A 23977-nucleotide genomic window follows, 5' to 3' on the forward strand; every position below is an offset into this window, starting at 1 on the left:
ATCAATTGTATCGTCATACGACATTATTTCATTATCAGAAATATCTTCCGCCGAAGCGGTCCCAACTAAAGATATTAAACAGAATAATATCAAAATAATTAAGATCGAATTAATTATTTTAGTATTGATAAAACGTCCTCCTTTTTTTAATAATTATATTATTAAAATCGATATGGTAAACCAGGTTTATCATACCGTGTATCTAGTTAAAAACTAGATATAGATGGGATGAAAATAAAAAAAGCTTTAGGTTGATGTTTTGTTTAAATTCATCCCATTTATATCTAGTTTAAATCTAGTTTAAATGTTAATAATGGATTAAGTGTTAACCATGTCAAATGATTAAGGGATCGAGTAAAAATAGCGAAATAACAAATCTTTTGAGATTCATTCCATATATGTTCAAAAATGCTCAAAAATTGAGCGAGGGGCCTACATCCTCTAAAGTTGGCCATCTTTTAAAAAACATGAATATTAACTTTTCAATTAATATTAGAAAATTTCGAATATAATTTCATAGAAATATCTAATCACACTATCAAAAAGACAATTTTTTTTGATAATATTTTTACATCAACCTAAATCAATTAACAATGTTAAGTATTATAATATTGATTATACCCCATATATAAATATTATCATATCATATATTGTTTTAATATATAGAAATGTATATATTTTATTAAATTAATTATTAGTTTAGTTAGTAAAGTTCAGATAAATTATGTAATTATATACTTTTTTTAAAAAAATAATGAATAAAATTTATGATATGTAAAAAATTGATGTATAACGAAGTAAACCAAAAATCAGGCCTAAAACCCGAGAAAATCAAAAAAAATTCAAAAATTCAAAATCAAATTTTTGACATGATTGTTGAATGATTTTTCTAAAATTATATTCATATGAAAATATATAGTCATATTAAATACAATAATAATTAAAGGAGTCAAAATATGAAAATTCTTGGAATTTGTGGAAGTCCACGAGAAGGTGCAAGTGAATTCTTATTGAAGAGGGCATTGGAAGAGCTTGAAAGTGAAGATTCATTGGAAACAATCTTTATAAGCGTAAGGGATAAGGACATTTCACCATGCACTCACTGCAACGATTGTGTGGAAACAAAGGGAAAATGTTCAATTCGTGATGATATGGATGAAATCTATGATGCCCTTAGGGAAGCTGACGGCATAATACTTGCAAGCCCCATTCATTTTGGAAGCATATCCGCTCAATTGAAGGCAGTCATTGACAGATGCCAAGCTATGATTATGGAAGATCTGGACATATTTAAAAACAAGGTAGGTATTTCAATAGTTGTTGGAGGCGACAGATCAGGAGGTCAGGAATTGGCTATCCAGCAGATAAACACATTCTACCTATTGAATAAAATCATTCCATTAAGCGGAGGATCCTTTGGAGCCAATTTAGGAGCGTGCCTATGGTCACAGGATGATGGTGCCGAAGGTGTTAAGAAAGATGAGTATGGGCTTAAGACATTGGATATGACAATAAGCAATTTTAAAGAGTTTTTATTGGAGTTTAAAAAACAATAGCTATCCATATTTTATCAAAACATATATAAGTAAAAATTAATATAATAAAAGTAATTTAGAGTAAATGGACATTTAATCACAATTTAATTGTTGATTTACTGTTTAAAAAAATAAACAATTGAAAACTTATTTTTATATTTAGGTGTAAATATGGGCGAGGCAACCGGAAGTTCTAAGGTAGCTAAAGGAAGTGCAATAATATTTATTGGAAATATTATCTTCCGTGTAGGAGGATACATCTATCGTTTCCTCATGGCATCACTTTTAGGACCGGCAGCATATGGAATACTTGGACTTACAACTCCATTTCAAGGAATATTCCAAGTTCTCTCTGCAGCAGGGCTTCCACCGGCAATAGCTAAATACGTATCTGAATACAATGCTCTTGATGAAGAGGATTTGGCTCGCCAAACTGTCTTTACAGCGTTGAAGATAATGGTCTTTTTAGGATTTTTCTTTGGGCTCATTATGGTATTCGTTGCAGCACCTATCATTACAGTATATTTCCAAAAGCCAGAGGCATTATTGCCACTTCAGGCTGTTGGTCTGATCACACCATTCAGTGTAATCGTTGGAGCATTCAGAGGTGCGTTCCAAGGGGTATATAAAATGGAATATATCCTTTATACACGTGCAATTGAACAGATATTCATGATTCTATTTGCTACTGCACTTGTAATACTCGGTTTATCTACCTTTGGTGCAGTATTAGGTTCCGTGCTTGGTTTTGCAGCATCTGCAGCATCTGCAGTTTATATATTCAAAAGGTATATGGGAAAATACATCCCTCCTGCAAACCCTGACTTCAAGTTCACATTGAGACAGGAATTAGGCCTTGCAAAGAAGCTCCTTTTCTTCTCAATTCCAGTTACAATTACAGCACTTGCTGAAATGGGTATCTACAGTATCTGCACATTGCTTATGGGAGGATTCTTAGCGGCATCTGCAATCGGTTACTTTACAGCTGCAGACCCTATATCAAGGCTTCCTTTGATTGTATCAAGTTCCCTTGCTACAACAATTCTTCCTGCAGCATCTGAAGCATTTGCCTTAAAGGATCAGGCATTGCTTGAAAAATATGTGGATGCGTCCTATAAGTACGGCATGTTCTTTGTAATTCCAATGTGTGTAGGAATAGCCATATTCGCTAAAGAGATTATGGGTCTTGTATACTTTACCAATTCTGCATACATGAATGGTGCAATGTCCCTTGCAATTCTTGTTATCGGTATGACATTCTACTCCATTTATACAATTTCCGGAAGTATCGTTCAAGGTATCGGTAACCCAAGAATACCAATGTATCTTTTGATATTCGGCTGTATCATCACATTAGGACTTGGATTGTACCTTATTCCAAATTATGGTATTGAAGGTGGAGCATTGGCAACTACAATAGCTTCATTTATAATGATGATTCCTATGTTCCTATTGCAGTTCAGACTGACCAAAACCCATGCCCCATATGTGTTTTTAGCCAAGGTTACAATAGCTTCAATTATCATGGCATTGCCTGTACTTGTGCTTCCAAGCAATAGCTATGGACTCATTGCAGGATTGATCATCTGTCCAATAATCTATATGATTGCAATCGTAGCACTCAGAACATTGTCACATGAGGATGTGGCAGGATTCAGAAAATTCACCAGAAAGTTAGGCCCATTAAAAGATAAGGCAAACAAGTTCATTGACTTCTTGGATAAATACAGTTCAGATGACTGAATCTTCAAATCATTACTTTTTACTCTTTATCTTAACTCTATATCTTAACTCTTTTTCTCACCCTTCATCATAAACTTCATTAGAGATTTTTTAGATTAGATAACCTTGTTAATTCATATCGAATCGGATTCTCCCATATTTTTTGATATATTATCGATTACGAAAAATCATCATATCGAAGCAAAACTCTTTAAAATAATTTATTTTCCATTATAATCAGTTTTAAACAATAATAAAAAAATAAAAATTCAAAAAAATCATACGAAATTCAAATAAAAAATCTTAATTATTAAAAAGTATAAAAATATATATCAGTATAAACTTTTGTACGATATAAATATTAAGGTAAAAGGGACGATTCAAATGACTGAAGTAAAAGCTGGTGTGGAATATAAAATTAATGTAGATGGAAATTCTTTTCTGTTGGATGAGAAGAAGTACAATCTATTGACATATATTAATGAAAATGAATCCATTACAGAAGCTGCAAAGCTTTGTAAAATTTCATATAGAACTGCATTAAACTATATTGACAAGATAGAATCAAGTTTGGATATTGCTATTGTAAACACCAAAAAAGGAGGCAGCGGTGGTGGAGGCAGTACCACCCTTACTGAAGAGGGCCAACTAATTCTCAAGGAATGCAAAAAGATCAATGCAATCATAGAACTCCACAAGGAAACAAATGAACTTGAAGCTGAAATTGTCAATATAAACAAGGAAAAAAAGGACATGACTCTAAAAATCAAAGATTTAGAGTTAACCATTCCGTTAAATAAAAATTATTCTATTGGAGATAAAATCTTAGCATTGATAAGCTATGATAATATTTCAATAACTTTAAAGCCACATAAATCAAGTGTTTATAAAGCATTGAACCCTCAAAACTCAAGTATACGAAACGTTTTGGAAGGAACAGTTACTGAATTGAAGCTAAACGACGAAACAGTTCGTGTCAGGATAACTGTAAGCGGAGTAGATATATATGCAGACATATCCCTATCCGCATTGAAGGATTTGAATCTTGAACTTGGAAAAGAGGTATTCATTTCATTTAAGGCATTGTCAGTAGCTACCTTAAAATTATAAAATCATAGGAAACAACTTAAAGTAATGAATTTTGTAAATAATTTTATATATAAAAATAAATTAACTAATAAATAGGATTATTACAAATTTATTCAATAGGTGATGCAAATTTTAAAAATTATAGTTGATGAGGACAAATGTATTGCATGTGGTAACTGTAAGGAAATTTGTCCAAAAGGTGGGTATATTTGGACAATTGAAGAGGTTGCTAGTGTATCAAATCTAGATTATTGCCATGTCTGTACACTATGTGCAATGAAATGCGGTCCAGATGCAATTAAAATAGAGAGAAATGCGCCTGATGAATGAATAATTAATCGTTGCTTTAATTAAATTATAGTTTAAAAATTTGCTGAAAATGGTTACAATTTTAAGTGAGTGATTCGATGACAAGAGTAGCTAATGCTTCAAGAAAAACATCTGAAACAGATATCGAAATAGAATTGAATATTGATGGAACTGGAAAATATGAAATTGATACCGGAGTCAATTTCTTCAATCATATGTTAGAGTCCTTTTCCAGACACAGTTTCATTGATTTGAAAATCAAGGCAATTGGTGATATAGAAATAGACGATCACCACACTGTAGAGGATGTAGGCATATTGTTAGGTGAAGTTTTCGCTGAAGCGATTGGCGACAAGAAAGGAATCAGAAGAATGGGACATGCCATTGTCCCTATGGATGACTCAGTTGCAACTGTTGCCATAGACATAAGCGGAAGAAGCTACTGCAATATGGACTTGGATTTCAAGCATGACAAGATTGGTGACTTAAGCAGTGATGTTATAGTTCACTTCTTTGAATCCTTTGCTTCCAGTGGTAAGATCAATATCTATGGAACCTGTGAAGGTGCAAATGATCACCACAAGGCAGAAGCCCTCTTTAAGGCATTTGCAAAATCATTGTATGATGCATGTAAAATAGAGCATGATGAAATCCTAAGCACTAAAGGTGTTCTTTAAATCTGAACACTTTATTTCTTTTTTTATTTATTTTACTTTAAAACATTAAATTATCTTTTCTTATCATTTTAATCTTTTATATCCCTAATTTTCACTTCAACTATTTAAATAAACTTATCTAATCATTTTAATCTTTTATATCGGTTGAATAATTAATTTTTAATCCCGATAACTGTTAAAATATTATCACAATACTTCTTAAATATTTTTAATCCTCAAAAAAATGAGAGCACTTTTGATTAGATTTATGATAATTTTTTTAAAAATCAAAGAAAAAAAAATTATAGAATGGAAAAAAGTATAAATTTTTAAAACGATTGAAAAGATAGAAAAATTAAAAATATGGAAAAAAGTTTTAAAACTATCAAAAATAATTAATTTAATTTAAAAAAAGAAAAATGTGAAGACGTATTATTTACGTCTTCTTCCTAAATTTGTAGATATTATCATTGCGAATGCCAATAAAACAAGCAATACTGGATTACCTGTCTTAGCTAATGCAGGTTCAATCTCACTGCCTTGATTTTCAGCAACAACCACGTCATCAGGATTTACATCCTCACCATTGCCATTGTCAGGGACTGTTTCGTTATTGCCAGTTCCATTATCCGGTTTTGTATTGTTGTTGTCATCAGTACTGTTGTTGTTTTCAGCTTCTGTAACAGCAACTATTTCAGAGGATGCCTCGTCATTGGATGAATTGACATCATTTCCATTTAGGCTTACAGTAGCAGAGTTTGAGTAATTTCCTGCATTGTCAATCTTGACAGTGACAGTTAACTTTACACTGGAACCATTGGACAATTCGCCAACAGACCATACGCCACTAGATGAATCGTAATCATCTGAAGATGCAGAGACAAATGTGAAATCAGCCAATTGACTGTCAGTAACCTTTACACCGCTTGAATCGTTAGGACCATTATTGGAAACGGTAATTGTGTATGTCACTTCATCGCCAACATTTATTTCTGTCTTGTCGACTGAGATGTCAATTGCCAAGTCAGAAACAGGATCAACGGTAAGTTTAGTTGAATAATCCTCGCTTGCCTTAAGCTCATTTGCTGAAACAGTGGATTTCAATTCCTTGGTTCCAACGAAGCTTGCCTTTGCAAGAATGGAAATGCTTGCTTCATCCCCATTAGCCAAGTCTCCAACAGACCATTCTCCAGAAGATGAGTCATATCCTTGACTTGAAGCCATCAACCTGCTCTTGGTAGAGAGATAATCAGAATCTGTAATGTTGTCAGATACATAAACCAATCCGTCAGGAAGAGTATTTTTCACAATGACTCCGCTTGCATCGTTAGGACCATTGTTCTTAACGGTAACAACCAATTCAACAATGTCATCGTAATTTACTTCGTTGCTGGAAAGGCTTATGGATACGCTTAAATCTGCTACAGGAATAGCCTTGACTTCAGGAGCACTAGCCTTATTGTCATCTGTATTGTTATCAAACTCTTTGGAAGTAACATTAACCTCATTGGTCAATGCATCCAATGAATTAACAGTAGCATACAAGGTCAAAGAAACCTCACTGCCAGAGTCAATGCTTGCGATTTCCCATACACCATTTCCTACATAAGTATCATCTGCTGAACTTACATTCATGCCACTAGGAACGGTATCTGTTACAACCACATTAGTAGCAGTATTCGGACCATTATTGGTTACAGTGATAGTGTAAGTGACAGCGTCTCCATAATAAGGAGTCATGATATCTACGGTCTTGACAATGCTCAAGTCAACTACAGGCTCAGCAACAACACCAGGTGCATCTGCACTATTGTCAGACTCTTCAGGATCATATTCATTAGCCCTGACAATGACACTATTTTCAATGGTGCCATTAGCAATTGCCCTGACAGTCAAATCTAAAGTAACCGGACTATTCGCAGCCAGCTTGTCAATATGCCATTTATTGGTTTGGTTATCGTATGTTCCAACGCTAGGTGAAGCGCTGACAAACTCAACAAGACTGCTTAAACTGTCATAAACATCAATATCAGTAGCATCGAAAGGACCTAAATTCACAAGATTGACTGTATATGTAATCAAGTCCCCGACTTTTACAGTTTTTTTGTCTACGGTTTTGTTGATTCTCAAATCAGCTACAGACAATGCCTTTATGGTGCTGATATTGTCTGCATTGTTGGAATCGTTGGAGTCATGCTCGCTGCAGCTTACGCTAACATAATTGTTAATGTCGCCTGCTGAAGTGACATTTGCGACTATTGCCAAAACAGCAGTATATCCACTTCTCAAATTAGTGATATTCCAAATTTTGCCGTTATAGGTTCCTATGCCGGTCTGGCTGGAATCCAAAGCAAGATGGGAATCCAATGCTTCCTCAACGACTACCTCAGTAGCATCACAAGGCCCGTGATTGTGAACTTCTATGGTAAATTCTATTTGGTCTCCGACATGAACCTCGCCGGAGGCTACATTGACCTTTTTAGTGATTTGCAGATCAACTAGAGGATGAACAGTGACAAGAACTTTAGTGCTGTTAGAGAAATAATTTTCGTTTCCGGCAAAGCTAACAGTGATATTGGCCTCACCAACGCCTACAGCAACCATATTTCCATCTTCATCAACAGCAACAACGCTTTCATTGCTGGAAGCATAATCCAATACTCCCGCATTGGAAGGATCTAAAACCGCACCAATATTGACTTGATTCCCTATATACAAGTCAAATGAATCGTTGACTTTGATGGATGTTGGAATCCTATTGTCACTTACAGTGACTGTGACTGTTGCGTTTGAAGGGGCATAATCGTCATTTCCTGCAAAGCTGATAAATACAGTAGTGGTGCCTACAGCCTTAGCCTCTAAATTGCCATAACTGTCAACTACTACAACGCTTTCATTATTGCTTGTGTAGTCTAAAGAACCAGCCCCACTAGGATTCAAGACTGCATTAATCGCATCAAATTCACCAACCATATATGCCAATGCTTCCGGAGCATCAATCCAGGTAGGAGTAATGACACGAACAATAACTTCCTTGCTAGCGGATTTATGGTTTTTATCAACAAGAGTGCTTAACTTTACAGTATAATTGCCTACATCCAGACCAGTGACAATTACTTTTCCATCACTTACGGTAAAGTTATAATCAATGCCAACATACAAGATGGAACTGCCTTTTTTGATGCCGGTTATAGTTACAGTACCATTTTCTGCGGTATAGTTCAATTCAGCATCACTGCCTTTGACAATGGTTGTTCCATTTGCATCAAGACTGGAAGAAGCCTTATAGACATTGAATGAAGTCCTATTATGTGTATACATATAAGGTTCACCCTCTTCAAACTTAGTGAACTGAACATAAGCACCATATCCATCCTTTACATCAAGCAAAGCAGGAAGACGTATAATTTTCCCATTTAACTCATTTTCAGCTACAGTGACATTATAAGCCAATACATTTCCCTTTTTAACGTCATCATTGGAAAATGTGACATCATAGCTTGAATTGGCAAGGTAAATGGTATAATTTCCTGAAACATTAGTGCTTAAATTAACAACAAGGTCTTCGCCATAAACAGCATCAGCAACATTGATCTTAAGAGTGTTGTTTAAGTAATTCAAAGATATAAAAGTACCTTTCTCCTTACCACTTCCTGTATAATAACTATCATCTGGATGGTATGCTTCATAGGAATACACTCCATATGGGAGAGTCTTATACTCATCAAAGAAAACCTGACCATTAATATTGGTTTGCTTTGTAATATTTAGCTTTGCTTTTCCAAGACCCGGAGTAAGGGAATTCCAAACTACTATAGTAATGTTTATACCTGCCTCTTTATTGCTGTTTATAGGAGAGTCACTGGTTACAAAAGAACCATCCCAATAGGTGACATTTTGGAAATTAACACTACCGTAATTTTTAATTGCATTAATGTAATCTTCTTCACCTTTAAAAGTGAAGACTTTGGCATATTCTTGGGAATCCTCAGTTAAACTTACACTATTTGCTTTATTATACCTGAAAGTAGAATCTGCTATAAGGGAAATATTTCCTAGATTGTCTATTGCACCACCATAACTAGCGGAATTGTACTCAAAGGTTGAATTTGCAATAAGTCCTAAATTTTCAACAATTGTGATTGCACCTCCATAATTAGCGGAATTGCGCTCAAATGTTGAATCTGCAATTATAGCCTTTTTAGATTCTTCACCCATCCAATAGATAGCACCGCCGCTAAAGGAAGCGGAGTTTTTCTTAAAGGTACAATTTGTAATGCTAGTGTGATCACCTGAATTTTCCAAGCAGATAGCACCACCAAAAGATAATAAAGAAGATGCTTTATTGTTTTCAAATAGAGAATTGGATATTTGGCAATTTTTTCCTACAAAAAGGATAGCACCACCAAGATTAGCCGTATTGCCTCTAAATTGACAGTTATCCACTTTAATATTATCTGCACCTGCCCAAGAATAAATAGCAGCCCCATATCTTCCCGCTTGATTATTAATAAATTGGGAATTAGATATTACATCATTACTACCCATTACGAGAATAGCACCTTCACTCTCAGCATAATTGTTTTTAAAAATACAACCATCAATAGTACTCCGATGATCGATTTTAATAGCACTTCCTGAAGTGGCACGATTATTTTCAAACCTGCAGGAAAATACTACACTTCCATGATCAAGTTCGACCGCACCCCCCATTTTAGCAGTATTATTTATAAAGGTAGAGTTAGATACTTTAGATTCGCCAAAAATACTGATAGCGCCACCCGTATCATCTATAACACTATTTGATATAAAAGTGCAGTTTCTAACATGGGCGAAATTCGTATTGAGAAAAACAGCACCCCCAGAACTAACTTGAAAACCTCCTACCTCATTTTCAATAAAGGTACAGTTCTCAATGAGGGCAGTACTCACTTCGTTCCTCCTATCTGTTATATATATAGCGCCACCTTTTGTACTAGCAAAATTTTTAGTGAAAATACAATTAAATATCTTAAGATTTGGAACAGCCTGACAATAAATGGCACCCCCCTCATAGGTTCCTGTGTACCATGTACCGTCATAATAATTATACGCATTTGTAAACTTAATATTAGTTAAATTAACATCTTTAGCATATGAAATAAAAAGTATACGAGTAGTTTTCATTCCATTTAATGTTGCATATTGATCAGACCTATTGGCACCAATTATATTGATAGGTTTATTAATAGTAATCTGACTAAGCCCAATATATGTACGGCCATTTAGATAAATGGTATCCCCAGGGTTTGCCATATCAATTGCATCTTGAATATTTTGAAAGGAACCTCCATTAAGATTGATGTTCTTGCCTAATTTAGAGCTTTGCAAGACATTAGAAGAAGAATCCTTAACATTTTCACTTGAATAATCCTCTTCTAGGGAAGCGTTTGTTGAATCTTGCTTAAGGGTTGCAACATCATCTACAGAATTCTCTTCATCAATTGACAGATCTTGAGTGGCTAAATCTGCATTAATGGAAGAATCGGGAATAGATAAATCGCTTGCATCTTCAGCTGAAACATTGGATAAACAGGTTAAAAGAGTAAAAATGATTAAAATACCAAGTAACAGTTTCCTTTTGCTTTTCGTTTTTTCACCTCCTTTTACAATCGATTAAATAAAAAATGAAAAAAATATTTCATTCAAAAGCACTTGAATAAAAAAATAAAAATAATATAAAGTTTTATATTAAACCATTAATTTAATAGAGCTTGAAAAATTTATCGCCTCATTTAAAAATGTTAAATAAATTGAATATTCACAAAATATTTCTTTCATTATTTTATATAAAACTATTATTATATAAATGTATATAGCTTAAAAAATCCTGAAAAAATATATCGAAATGTTCAATTATGATATGGAAATTAGATTAATGTAAAAAAAGAAAAATGTGAAGACGTATTATTTACGTCTTCTTCCTAAATTTGTAGATATTATCATAACAAATGCCAATAAAACAAGCAATATTGGATTACCTGTTTTTGCTAATGCAGGTTCAACAGCACCAGCTGGATTTACATCCTCACCACTGCCATTATCCGGAACAGTTTCATTGTTAATGTCAGGGCCATTGTATGGATCTGTCTCATTAAAAATGTCAGTTTCATTGTCTGGTTCTGTCTCGTTGTTGTTTTCAGCTTCTGTAACAGCAACTATTTCAGAGGTTGCCTCATCGTTGGATGAATTGACATCATTTCCATTAACGCTTACAGTAGCGGAGTTTGAGTAATTTCCTGCATTGTCAATCTTGACAGTGACAGTTAACTTAACGCTGGACCCATTGGATAATTCGCCAACAGACCATACTCCACTATCTGCACTATAATCATCTGAAGATGCAGAAACAAATGTAAAATCAGCCAATTTACTGTCAGTAACCTTTACACCGCTTGCATCATTAGGACCATTGTTAGTTATGGTAATTGTATATGTTACTTCATCCCCGACATTTATTTCTGTCTTGTCGACTGAAATGTCAATTGCCAAGTCAGAAGCTGGATCAACGGTAAGTTCAGTTGAATAGTCCTCGCTTGCCTTAAGCTCATTTGCTGAAACAGTGGATTTCAATTCCTTGGTTCCAACGAAGTTAGCCTTTGCAAGAATGGAAATGCTAGTTTCATCACCATTAGCCAAGTCTCCAACAGACCATTCGCCAGAAGATGAGTCATATCCTTGACTTGAAGCCATCAATCTATTCTTGGTTGAGAGATAATCAGAATCTGAAACATTGTCAGAAACATAAACCAAACCTTCTGGAAGAGTGTTTTTAACGAGTACGCCGCTTGCATCGTTAGGACCATTGTTCTTAACGGTAACGACCAGTTCTACGATGTCGTCATAATTTACTTCGTTGCTGGAAAGGCTTATGGATGCACTTAAATCTGCTACAGGTGTAGGGTTGACGACTGGAGAGCTTGCACTGCTATAGTCAACGCTTTCAACATAAGCGTCCACGCTATCGACTTTAGCACTTGAACTCAAAGGATCAAGAGTATTTACAGTTCCACCAATCTCCAATTTCGCAGTATCTCCTTCGTTAAGGCCATCTATAGTCCATTGGCTGGTTTGAGAGTCATATGTTCCAACGCTAGGAGTGATGGTCATGCCGTCCAAGCCTTCCGGTACAGTGACATTGATTACCAAATTAGTTGCATCAGACGGACCGTTGTTAGTCACGCTTGTAGCGAATCCGATTGAATCGCCGAAATCAGGACTTGTATTGTTTACTTCACTGCTCACAACCAAATTGACAACAGCTTCAACAAGAACTGAATCTGAACTAGCTTTATCATTGGAGTCATTTAAGTCCTTTTCGTTAGCGCTGACAGATGCAGTGTTTGCTATAGTGCCATTGCCTATAAGCTTGGTTACTAAAACCAACTCTTTAGATTCCTTGCTTGCTAAGTTTCCAACTGTCCAAACGCCATTGAAATCAATTCCATTGCCGTCAACTGTAGCGGAAACAAGCTCAACAAGATTAGAAAGCTCATCACTTACATTTATGCCAGTTGCAGTGCAAGGACCATTATTGGTTACACTGATAGTGTACTTAATGGTATCTCCAACTTTAGCGCTTGTTGAATTAACCGCTTTGCTAATGCTTAAATCAACAACAGGAACAGCACTGACAGAATCAGATTTAACTGCATTGTCCTTTGTATTGCTATCAAACTCTTTGGAAGTAACATTAACCTCATTGGTCAATGAATCCAAGGAATTAACAGTAGCATACAAGGTCAAAGACACTTTACTGCCAGAGTCAATGCTCGCTATTTCCCATACACCATTTCCTACATAAGTATCATCTGCTGAACTTACATTCATACCACTAGGAACGGTATCTGTTACAACCACATTAGTAGCAGTATTCGGACCATTATTGGTTACAGTAATTGTGTAAGTGACAGTATCTGCATAATAAGGAGTCTGATTGTTTACAGTCTTGACAATAGCCAAATCAACTAGAGGATGAACCTTGACCAATACTTCAGTACTGCTAGAGTAATAGTCATCGTTTCCAGCAAAGCTTACTGTGATATTGGCCTCACCAACGCCCTTAGCGACCATATTTCCATCTTCATCAACTGTAACAACGCTTTCATTGCTGGAAGCATAATCCAATTCTCCAGCATTTGAAGGATCTAAAGAAGCGCCCATATTAACTTGATCATTTACATGCAAATCAAATGTATCATTCACTTCAATTGATGTCTGTACCCTGGAATTAACAACTGTGATTAGAACTGTTGCACTTGAAGGAGCATAGATCTCATCTCCAGCAAATCTGACAGTGACATTGGCTTTGCCTATGCCTTTAGGAATCAAATTTCCATTGCCATCAACTGTGACTATGCTTTCATTTCCGCTTTCAAAAGTTAAGCTTCCAGCTCCATGCGGATTTAAGGTTGCAACAATAGAACCTAAACCATCAGCAAATAAATTTACTGTTTTAGGAGCATCAATGCTGGTTGGAATGAGAACATTTACAGTTACTTCCTTGCTTGAAAGATTATGATTGGCATCAACGACAGTGGTTAGATTAACAGAATACTTGCCTGAATCCAATCCGCTTATTATGACCTTATCATCACTTACAGCAAAGGTGTAATCAGTGCCGTTTTCCAATATGGAATTGCCTTTTTTAATGCTAGTTACGGTTACTGTACCATTTACTGCAGTGTAGTTCAATTCAGCATCACTGCCATTGAGGATAGTTGTTCCATTTGCATCAAGACTGGAAGCCGCCTTATAGACATTGAATGAAGTCCTATTGCGTGAATACATATAAGGCGCACCATCTGCATCATTGGTAAACTGAACATAAGCACCATATCCATCCTTTGCATCAAGCAAAGCAGGAATTTGTATGACTTTACCATTCAATTCATTTTTAGATACGCTGACCTTATAAGCCAATACATTGCCTTTGCTGACATCATCATTGGTAAATGTAACGTCATAGCTTGAATTTGCAATGTAAATAGTGTAATCTCCTGAAACATTTGTGCTTAAATTAACAACAAGATCTTCGCCATAAACCGCATCGGCAACATCAATCTTAAGAGTATTCTTTTTGTAATCACTCTGTCTTAAATCAAGGGTATGCCATATATAATTTGATTGAGTGTAATAACTATCATCTGGATGAATTACTACATATGTATATGTAGTCTTTCCAAATGGGGCAGACTTATACTCATCAAAGACAACTTGGCCATTGATATTGGTTGCTTTTGTAAAAGTTAGCGTTTGACCTGAAGCTGTTAGACCTATAGTAATGTTTATGCCTGCTTCCTTATTGCTTTTTATAGGAGAGTCGCTAGATACTAGTGAACCATCCCAATAAGTTACATTCTGGAAATTAACTTTGGCAGAATCACCAGTTTTAATAGCATTCATATAATCTTCATTTCCTGTAAAAGTATAGATTTTAGCATCTGATTGGGAAGTCTCAGTAAGACTTGTAGTATTTGCCTTATTGTTTATGAATGTAGAATTTGCAATAAGGTTCAGATTATGAAGAATCGCTATTGCACCACCATAAACTGCAGAATTATGCTCAAAGGTAGAATTTGCAATTACAGCCTTTTTTGAAGTATCATTCATCCAGTATATAGCACCGCCGTAAATAGCATAGTTTGCATTAAAGCTACAGTTTACAATGCTAGAGGAATCAGGAGTATCTTCAATATAGATAGCTCCACCAAAACCTACATAATTATCATCTACTCTATTATTCTCAAATAGTGAATCGGATATTTGGCAATTCTTACCGTAAAAAAAGATGGCCCCTCCCCTTTGTCCAACATGATTGTTAATAAATCGGGAGTTTTCCACTACAATACTGGCACTATCAGACCATGTATAAATGGCAGCACCATAATTTTTTGCATAATTATTGTCAAATATGGAATTATTTATTACTAAATTTTTAGATTGTGCAGCAATGGCCCCTTCACTACCTGCATTATTCCTCAAGAAAGTACAATTATCTATAGTGAAAGAGCTGATAGAATATATAGCACTCCCAGTTGCAGCACTATTTTCTACAAATTTAGAATTAATAATGCTACCTCCGTTTAGCCGTTTAAAAATGGCTCCACCTCTAGAGGTACCATCACTACCGATCACCCTATTATTCTCAAAATAACAAGTTGAAATGACACCGTTTCCATCATCCTCCCATTCTATAGCGCCACCCGCTTTACCGGCAGAATTATTCTTAAAGGAACAATTGAAAATATAGAGATCATCAGCAGTAACAATATTAATAGCAGCAGCATATGTAATTGCCACATTATTTAAGAAATTGCAATTTAATATATTATTATTATTACCTTTTATTAAATATATGCAGCTACCAGTGGAACCTGTGGCACGACCATTATCACGACCATAATTGCTATCAAAAGTACAATTTAAAATAGTGGAATATGAAGACTGTAGATATATTGCACCTCCATTATATGCAGAATTGTTTGCAAATACACAATTTTCAATATGTTGATTACTAGTTTTAGAGGCATAATAAATTGCTCCTCCACGAAAATCCAGTTCATAAGTAGAAATGGCAGAATTATATTTAAAGGCACAATTCTTTATAATACCATTGCTGCCACCCCAATAAATAGCACCTCCATGTGGATCCTCATTCTCCTCAACTTCACCACTATAAAATTCGATGTTGATTAAGGTTACATCATTTGCAGTGATATAAAACATACGAGAAAGAACTTGTGCATATAAAAATACATGTTTATTTTCAAAACTGGAGTTTCCTATTATTGTAATGGGCTTATTAATAGTTATATGGGTTCCGGATCCAGTATACATATTATTAGCATTACCTCCATTTAAATAAATAGTGTCTCCAGAGTCTGCACGGTCGATTGCATCTTGAATATCTTTAAAGGTAGTTCCGCCTACACTGATATCCTTGCCCAATTTAGAGCTTTGCAAACTGGAAGAATTCTTAATCAGATCATCCTCTAAATAATCATCCGGGGAAGCATTAGTTGAATCTTGATTAGCAATTGCAACATCATCTATGCCAGTTATAGGTTCTTCATCAATTGATACATCCTGAGTGCTTAAATCTGCATCAATGGAAGAATCTTGAATTGCTAAACTGCCTGTATCTTCAGCTGAAACATTAGATAAAAAGATTAGAATACTGAAAATAATTACAATACCGAGTAACTGTTTCCTTTTGCTATTCGTTTTTTCACCTCCTTTTACAATCAATTGAGTTAAAAGATGAGAAAAATATTTCATTCAAAAGTTCCTGCATAAAAAAATAAGTACAGAAAAAAAATTTTATATATTGAATTATTGAAATTTATGAAAAATCAAATAATTAAAAATGATAAATGTCTTTTTCAATATTGTATATAAAACTATTATTATATAAATCTATATATTTGAAAAATGTCTTAAGTTAAAATAATTGAATTTAAAAAACAAGTGAATGAAAAGCAATGCAAAAAAGTTTTTTTAAAAATTAAAAATTGAAAATAAAAATCTATTATGAATTTAATTAGAACTTATCTAAACAGATTCCATCAACTGCCTTTATCTCGCCATTGCATTTTGGACACTTGTTCCTTGATAAAATATACCTTGAAACAATGCTGTTGCAGTTTGGACAATGGTAGTCCCTGTTTGAATAGAAGTTCCAATACAAGCCCACAATGTAAAAATCATCCTTTAAATCTGTGTCCTTTATAAAGGGCTTTAGAGTCTTGTTGTCTATTCTTTTGTCCTTTGCCAATTTTTCTATCTTTTCGATTGCACTATCCTGATTGTACGGCTCTTTTATATTGGATATGACATAGATCTTTATCTTCTTGTCACATCCTGTGCAGTAGGTTTCATAAATGTCTCCGGATATTCTTGAATTCAAGTCCAGATCCATGGTTGTGCTAAGTAGAATATATTCCTCTATATTGCCTTCATCATTTAGGCAGAACAACAATGGCCCCTGGTCTTTCCATCTGAAACCACAGTCTTCACATTCAAAATAATCTATTGATGGCATGATTAAACCTTTGAGACTTTTGATATTTATTTTTTAATGATCGAATAAGCTAGATTTTCTTTAAAGACTTAACAGATTAAATATAATATTATAAAAAGACTTAATATTATAACGAAATGAGAGCAATTTTATAATATGAAATCAATATTATAACAGTTTAATCATAATTTAACGAAAAAAGACACCTAGATAAATATTTCGAGGCCAATAAGAGAATAAAAAAATAATGCTATTCACCACAAATAAAAATACTTCAAAGAAAAGTTGGTTTAAATACGAATGAAATCTAGGGCTAAAAAACTTTAAAATTGAGATGAATAAAAAGAAAAAAAGTAAATTTTGGATTTGATTTGAGATTTGATTTATTTGATTTGATTTGAATTTGTTTTAAAAAAGAAAAAAGAAAAATAAGTAGCTGAAAAGCTACTTAATCCTCGACACTTATTCTGGTTTGCTGATTAAATCAAGTTTGCAACCAACGTTACCTTCTTTCATGTGAGGGGTTCTTAATACAGTGTCGTTGGATTTTTCAATTTCTCTTGCTTCAGCTGCTAATGCAGCAGCACATGCAGCCATTTCGTGAGCAGCAGCTACTAAAGGAATGAAGTTTTCGAATCCTTTGGTCATGAAACAACCTTTCATGTCTAAACCTGCTACAGCGCCAGCCATTTCGTATGCAGCAATAGCTTTTGCTTTTGCGTATGGGTTTTGGAATTTAGCAGCTTCTACAGCTTTTTCAGCAGTTACAATGAGTTTAGGTAATTCGATTTCGTTACCTGCTTCAACAGCTTCGATTACACCGTCAATGGTTTTTTGTACTAATCTTAAAGCACCGGTTTCAGCTAATACCTTAATGATGTCAGCGTTGAAAATAGCCATTTCAGTTGGGTCTAACCATTCTCTTTTTGCACCGATCATTGGGTCTGCCATAACAATAATGTAACCTAAACCTTGTTCGTCCATTTCGTCTTTCTTACCTTTACCAGGAGCGTCACCAATGATAATAGCAGGAATATCTTCTGCAGATAATAATTCTCTTGCTCTAGCAGGACCAGGTGCTGCTGGGTTTGGGCTAATGAAAATACAGAAATCTGGGTCGAATTGTTTGAACTTAGGTACAACGTCTTCGACTTGTTCAGGGTTCATTTTTGCTCCAGATCCAAATACTCTTACGTCGATGTTTGGTCTGTCTGCTCTTTCGTCTAATAATAAATCTAATATTGGTGAAGTACCAATATTACCACTTCTTAATATAGCGATTTTAACTACCATAATATCACAATAATATTTATAGTATTTGCTTATTATAAAGTTAATGTAAAAAAACAAATAAAAAACTTTATATATTAGAATAATTTTTTTTAAAATTTATGAAAAATTATTGAAAAAAATAAAGAACAGAAAGAAAGTATTTTGAGAAAAAAAGGAATATTTAAGCTAATCTAAAAAATTTTGAATCTTGAAAAAATTACCAAGATTTTAAAAAAAAATATAATTATTCTTTTAGATAATTATCAATTTTTTCACCAAAAATATTGTTGTAAAATTGAATGATGAAACCAACTGTAATAGCTGAAAAAATGGTTCCTTCACGAACCCCCTCAAGGTGGCCTATGAATACCAATGCCAAAATGACACCAATACTTACAACAGTAACATCAAAAAATGGCTTGACCTTACCCCAATCCTTGTTCAGCACTTCACCTATCGCCACTACAGCACCGTCTCCTGGAAGCATGGTAATGTCTGACTTTACTTCAATGACAAGCCCGAATGCAAGAACAAGGCAGCTTATTATAAGCAAAATCCATTGGATTATATAATTTGTTGGATTGATGAAGTCAATTAAACTTAAGTTAAAATCTATCATATAGCCAAATAGAATGCAGACAAGCATTTGAGCTATTTGTGATAATGTGATTTTTCTCAAAAGCACCATTTGGAATATGACAAGCAAGGCATTGAAAAGTATTGTGAATTCTCCTACAGTCCAAGGAAAAGCAACAGCCAGAACAGCAGGAATGCAGGATATAGGGGGAGTTCCTAAAGTGGACTTAAGAGATAATGCAATGCCTAAAGACATTATTGTCACCCCAAGAATAAGTAAAATGTATCTGATAATTAATTTTTTATCCATCCTCATCTCCATTCTAAAACCTTTCCTACCAATTAAAAAAAATAGTATTCCATTTAAATTTAAAGGGATTATGATATTTAAAATTTTTTGATGATTTATTTAAGTATTGTTTTGGTTTTCAATTTTTAAAATATTTAAATGATAAGAAATAAAAAATAATTAAAAAATACTAAAGTTTTAGGTGAATCAATTGAAAAAAGTTAAGATTACTGTCATGAAAAAAGTTAGGCATGACGACTTGATTGAAAAGTATGAAAACCCATTGGAACATGAATGCGATGTTGAATGTGGAGATGTCTTCATAGCTAATGGTTGGGAAAAGCCAGAGAACTTCTGTCCTAGTGCATGGGAAGTCTTATCCCCATTTGTAATGGCTTTGGCTAATGGTGCAGAAGACCTTTATGATGGTTGGATGAAGAATAAGAAATCAGCGATGATCTCCTGCAATGATGGTTTCCGTCCTGTAAGCTTTTTGCTTGAAACCATGAAAGAAGATGCTGATTAAAAAAAGAAAATTGAAATTAAAAAAATTGAAAAGAAAAAAAGTTAAAAATTAGAGATAAAAAAATTATCTGTATACTTTTCGGCTATTCCAAATTTGCTTAGTGGATTTAAAACCGCTTCTTTTTAGTGATTTTTCATCAAAGTCATTTATCAAATCCACTAATCTTTCAATAGCTGTCTCACTATTTTTTACAAGATCTGATTCCTTTTGGTCTGGGAGATTTTCAAAGGCCTCTGGAATTTCATCTATTTTAACGATTGGTATATTAAGTTCCTTTGCCAAATCCACACTTCCGTGGGTTTTGTGAAATCCTTCTATTTTTAATGATGGGATGTTGAATACTCCCGCTTCAATGGTCATTCCCATACCTGCAGCATATATTAGGTGTGATGCAGCATTCATAAAGCTTAACATGTCCACGTATTGAGGCAAGACCTTGATGTTTGGGGAAAGAACCAATTCCTTAACCATATCCCTATCAAATCTGTAAGGTGCAATCAATGCCTTAAGATTAAGCTCTTCTACAGACCGTATCAATGGTTCAATATCATCATCCTTCAAATCTCCACCAAGAACCACAAGGACAAATTCCTTCATTCCATATTCTCCGTAGATTTCATCCTTATCGATTAAATTATCTTCTTTTATAAAGTTGTCAACATATTTTGCCATAGGATAACCCTCGATATTGACAACATTTTTCAGCCCATAATGGTTCTCCAGATATTCCTTATAGGCATTTGAAGGAACAGTTACAAGGTTGGCTTGTGAAATTACTTCTATCGGATTATAAATATCCTGCTCTATATGCAAAACCGGAATTTTCAAGATATTTGCAGCTACAATGGCTTTCCTAACATCCCCTGCATTTCCTGCAGTAATCAGTAAGTCAATGCCTTTTCCCTTAAGGGCATTGAATGACTTTAAGATATCCTTTGAAATTAGGTATGCCAATTTTCCAGTAGAATTCTTTTTCCCCCTTCTGCCTTCTCCAATAGAATATGTCTCATCACAATAAGGTTCGAGGAAATCCTTTGAAGATTCTCCATGATAAAGGCCGATTAACTTATTGATCTTAAAGCTTAATTTGCCTTCCTTTTCCCTTTCCCTCAACTTTTCTATGATTGGAATTATTGTTTTGGATGGAGTGATTTCTCCTGCAATGGCTATGTTTTTAGATTTCATGATTTGCACCCCTTAGGTAATGGATGATAAGTAAAATTCCGATAAAATAGAATAGCCAAACCACGACATCAGTTGGGCCTGTTTCTATCCAGATGATTGTTTGTGCAAGCAAAATTCCATAAAATGCTGTAAAGATGCTTTTCTTATGGTTTTGTATGCCATGCAATGTCTTTAAGATAAATCCTAATAAAAACATTTGAAGGAGCATTCCTACAATACCAAAATCAAGTAATGCAGGGCCGAAAATTGTAGATGTTATTGAATGAACTCTACCAATTGTAGCTTGGCCAACCAAAACCCTTGCATCTGAATGTGTAAAGAATCCTGTCAATGTTGTGTAGAATAGGTTTCCCATTGTAGTGAATTGATTTTCAATGGCCTTGGAAAGTATATTCAATGTAAATGCAGCCCTATAAGAGACCAATTCAATTGGATTCAATGACCAATGCTGCCAGCTGATGGCTTGAACTGCAATGAATCCAACTGCCAAGAGAACAACTGCAATAGCCAAAATAGCTAAAATTATGTATTTCACATCAACATCACGTGTGTAATACAAAGTAATGAGGGCAGATAGCATGATTGCAATAGGAGTGGTCCTATATCCTGTAAGGGCAAACAATACCAAACCAATCACTAGCAACAGATAATGTGATTTTCTATTGTATTTTGCAAGCAAGACATTGATGGAAGGCAAGAAAATTATGTAGGATATAAGCCAAATTTTAGTTGCGGCCTTTGCCTTTAATGTAGCTGAAAAAAGGGGTATGCCACCCAATAATGCTATGTTTATAATCTGCAATAGAATACCCAAAGAAACAAGTCCCACAATAATCAATTCATTTTTTGAATATGAATCAGATAATGATAATTTCTCAGTATATAAATTTTCTTTAGTTGTGGAACCAACATCGGCTTTAAAATTATTATTCATGAAATAGTTAGATATGAAAACACCAAAAATAAAGAATAAAAGCCCTAAACCGATATAAAGATACAATTCTAAATTAGGAGCAGGCAATTCACGATAAAAATACCACATAGGCATAGCTATGATTAAAAATAGGATTACCATAACTACAAGAATCAGCGGATTAAATAGATCAAAATTTCCGTTTTTAAAATCAAAGTTCATAAAAACCCCTTAAATTAAGCGTTATGTAATTAAAAGCATTATTTTAGATTTTGTTAAAACTATTATAATAAGTTTATTAAAAGGGCTTGAAGAGGTCATAAGGACTTTTTGAATAATCATAGTAATTTCATGATTAAAAATGAAAAAAATTTCCAATGAAAAAGATGAAAAGTGTGTAGGAAAATATTTTGAGAAGATGAAAAGTATACTAGATATTAAGTAAAACTGATTTTTCAAGAAAATAGTTTGATGAACATAAAACTAACGTTCCAATAGATAAAAAAAATAACAAAGTAATACAAAAAATCATGAATATTTGATGAAAATCTAAGAAATATTTGGAAAATTCATGAAAAATTATTGATAATATCATTTTTAAGAGAAAAAAATCCCCAAAATAAATGATATTACAAAAGATTTGAAATGATGATGAAAATAAATTAACATGATTATGTTTTGATAATAACATTTGAAAAAAGTTTGAAAATTTTTAAAAAAAATTACACTTGAAATTTACGTCAAGGAATTTCTGGCCCTAAAATTGGCAAAAAATGATAATAACAGGTTAACTCATTATACAGTTGAAATTTATGTCTAAGAGTTACAATGAAAATCAATCGAAAAATACAACTCAATGAATTAAAAATGCATATGAATTGCATATCCCCAAAAATAAAATGACATTACAATTATTAGAATAAAAAAATAGAAAAATTAGATGAAGAATAAGCAAATATAGAATGAAAAATAAGTAAATATAGAATGAAAATTTGTAAAAATAGAATAAAAAATAGAAGATGAAAAATTATTCATCTGTTTTTTCAGCTTCCAAGACATAGGTTTCTTTTGGCTTGCTTTCTATTTGCAAGTCACTGTCATCAGGTTGCCTATTTAATAGACGATCAATGAAGCTTCTGTTTTTATATCTGTCAATTAAAAGTCTATCCGCAGTTAACAATTGATCTTTATAAGCGATTTCCTTAAGGGTGTCCTGAAGCTGCTGGTTGACATTATGCAATTCCTTGTCTTTTTCAAGAACCAATTCATCATGTCTTTTTCTCTCTTCAAGGAGATTTTCTTCAGCCTTTTGCATAGCTAAATCAGACTTTGCCCTTTCAAGCCTAATCTCTTCATTAGCCTGTTTGATAAGCTGATCTTTCTCATCAATAATTTCATAGCATTTTGCAATGGCAGATTTATTTTCTTCAACCAAGTCCATGATTTCCTTATTCTTGTCTGAAATCTCATGATTCCTTTGTTCCATAATCTCATTTATGGAAGAATCCGCTTCGCTGCGTGATTGCTTCAAATCTGAAATGGTATTTTTATTGTCGTCAATTTTAGCTTTAAGATCATCGATCTCGTTTAGATAAGATTCATATTCACTTATCCTAAGAATCATTACCTTCTCTCCACCTTCAAAATTATCTTTTTTTGATAAGTCGATACGATAAGTGAAACTGTTTCCTCTCTTATATTGTTTGACTTCCTTTTCTAACATAAAAAATACCTTCGTAATGAAAATGATATTATCATTGAAATTCTTAAAATTTTCTATATGAATAATATAATTAAATCATATAAAAAATTATTAACATTATTATATATGTTAACTCATTGCA

15 protein-coding genes are annotated in these 23977 nt (G+C 33.8%); 7 read left to right on the plus strand and 8 right to left on the minus strand.

Annotation, left to right across the window (positions count from 1 at the left end):
• Positions 1-956 precede the first annotated feature (956 nt).
• The 5 genes from ACJMLB_RS03475 to hisB all read left to right on the plus strand — a co-directional run bounded on the left by ACJMLB_RS03475 (position 957) and on the right by hisB (position 5332).
• Complete coding sequence (locus ACJMLB_RS03475) at positions 957-1556, plus strand: flavodoxin family protein (RefSeq protein WP_405323705.1); 600 nt, start codon at positions 957-959, stop codon at positions 1554-1556.
• Positions 1557-1706: 150 nt separating this feature from the next.
• Positions 1707-3278, plus strand: a complete 1572-nt coding sequence (locus tag ACJMLB_RS03480; protein ID WP_405323707.1) for a flippase — start codon at positions 1707-1709, stop codon at positions 3276-3278.
• 363 nt (positions 3279-3641) lie between these two features.
• On the plus strand, positions 3642-4367 hold the full coding sequence (locus ACJMLB_RS03485; protein WP_405323709.1) for a TOBE domain-containing protein: 726 nt from the start codon (positions 3642-3644) through the stop codon (positions 4365-4367).
• A 102-nt stretch (positions 4368-4469) separates the two neighbouring features.
• The gene (locus tag ACJMLB_RS03490; RefSeq protein WP_405323711.1) at positions 4470-4676 is read left to right on the plus strand and encodes a 4Fe-4S binding protein; all 207 of its coding nucleotides are present in this window, start codon (positions 4470-4472) and stop codon (positions 4674-4676) included.
• A gap of 77 nt (positions 4677-4753) precedes the next feature.
• Positions 4754-5332 (plus strand): imidazoleglycerol-phosphate dehydratase HisB, encoded by a 579-nt coding sequence (gene hisB, locus ACJMLB_RS03495; RefSeq protein WP_405323712.1) that lies wholly within the window; start codon positions 4754-4756, stop codon positions 5330-5332.
• A gap of 411 nt (positions 5333-5743) precedes the next feature.
• On the opposite strand, the gene ACJMLB_RS03500 is transcribed toward hisB, so the two are convergent.
• Positions 5744-10681: a hypothetical protein gene (locus ACJMLB_RS03500; protein WP_405323714.1), complete on the minus strand. Its 4938-nt coding sequence runs from the start codon at positions 10679-10681 to the stop codon at positions 5744-5746.
• A gap of 127 nt (positions 10682-10808) precedes the next feature.
• On the opposite strand from ACJMLB_RS03500, the gene ACJMLB_RS03505 reads away from it, so the two are divergent.
• Positions 10809-10970, plus strand: a complete 162-nt coding sequence (locus ACJMLB_RS03505) for a hypothetical protein (RefSeq protein ID WP_405323715.1) — start codon at positions 10809-10811, stop codon at positions 10968-10970.
• 287 nt (positions 10971-11257) lie between these two features.
• Here ACJMLB_RS03505 and ACJMLB_RS03510 read toward each other — a convergent pair whose 3' ends face one another.
• The 4 genes from ACJMLB_RS03510 to ACJMLB_RS03525 all read right to left on the minus strand — a co-directional run bounded on the left by ACJMLB_RS03510 (position 11258) and on the right by ACJMLB_RS03525 (position 19530).
• Positions 11258-16630: a right-handed parallel beta-helix repeat-containing protein gene (locus tag ACJMLB_RS03510; RefSeq protein ID WP_405323717.1), complete on the minus strand. Its 5373-nt coding sequence runs from the start codon at positions 16628-16630 to the stop codon at positions 11258-11260.
• Positions 16631-16892: 262 nt separating this feature from the next.
• The gene (locus ACJMLB_RS03515) at positions 16893-17393 is read right to left on the minus strand and encodes a hypothetical protein (RefSeq protein WP_405323719.1); all 501 of its coding nucleotides are present in this window, start codon (positions 17391-17393) and stop codon (positions 16893-16895) included.
• 441 nt (positions 17394-17834) lie between these two features.
• On the minus strand, positions 17835-18665 hold the full coding sequence (locus tag ACJMLB_RS03520; RefSeq protein ID WP_295606698.1) for a F420-dependent methylenetetrahydromethanopterin dehydrogenase: 831 nt from the start codon (positions 18663-18665) through the stop codon (positions 17835-17837).
• A gap of 223 nt (positions 18666-18888) precedes the next feature.
• Positions 18889-19530 carry a YitT family protein gene (locus tag ACJMLB_RS03525; protein ID WP_405323720.1) on the minus strand — a complete coding sequence of 214 codons (642 nt, stop codon included), beginning with the start codon at positions 19528-19530 and terminating at the stop codon, positions 18889-18891.
• A gap of 181 nt (positions 19531-19711) precedes the next feature.
• On the opposite strand from ACJMLB_RS03525, the gene ACJMLB_RS03530 reads away from it, so the two are divergent.
• Positions 19712-20035 (plus strand): TIGR04076 family protein, encoded by a 324-nt coding sequence (locus ACJMLB_RS03530; protein WP_405323721.1) that lies wholly within the window; start codon positions 19712-19714, stop codon positions 20033-20035.
• Positions 20036-20098: 63 nt separating this feature from the next.
• On the opposite strand, the gene ACJMLB_RS03535 is transcribed toward ACJMLB_RS03530, so the two are convergent.
• The 3 genes from ACJMLB_RS03535 to ACJMLB_RS03545 all read right to left on the minus strand — a co-directional run bounded on the left by ACJMLB_RS03535 (position 20099) and on the right by ACJMLB_RS03545 (position 23856).
• On the minus strand, positions 20099-21220 hold the full coding sequence (locus ACJMLB_RS03535; protein ID WP_405323723.1) for a hypothetical protein: 1122 nt from the start codon (positions 21218-21220) through the stop codon (positions 20099-20101).
• Entirely contained in the window at positions 21210-22355 is a 1146-nt protein-coding gene (locus ACJMLB_RS03540) for an oligosaccharide repeat unit polymerase family protein (RefSeq protein ID WP_405323724.1), read from the minus strand. The genes ACJMLB_RS03535 and ACJMLB_RS03540 overlap by 11 nt, the downstream gene beginning before the upstream one ends.
• An 805-nt stretch (positions 22356-23160) precedes the next feature.
• Positions 23161-23856 (minus strand): hypothetical protein, encoded by a 696-nt coding sequence (locus ACJMLB_RS03545; RefSeq protein ID WP_405323726.1) that lies wholly within the window; start codon positions 23854-23856, stop codon positions 23161-23163.
• Between the last annotated feature and the right edge of the window lie 121 nt (positions 23857-23977).

The sequence above is a fragment of the Methanobrevibacter sp. genome (genome assembly GCF_045114555.1).
In the GTDB taxonomy this organism is placed as follows: Archaea; Methanobacteriota; Methanobacteria; order Methanobacteriales; family Methanobacteriaceae; genus Methanobrevibacter.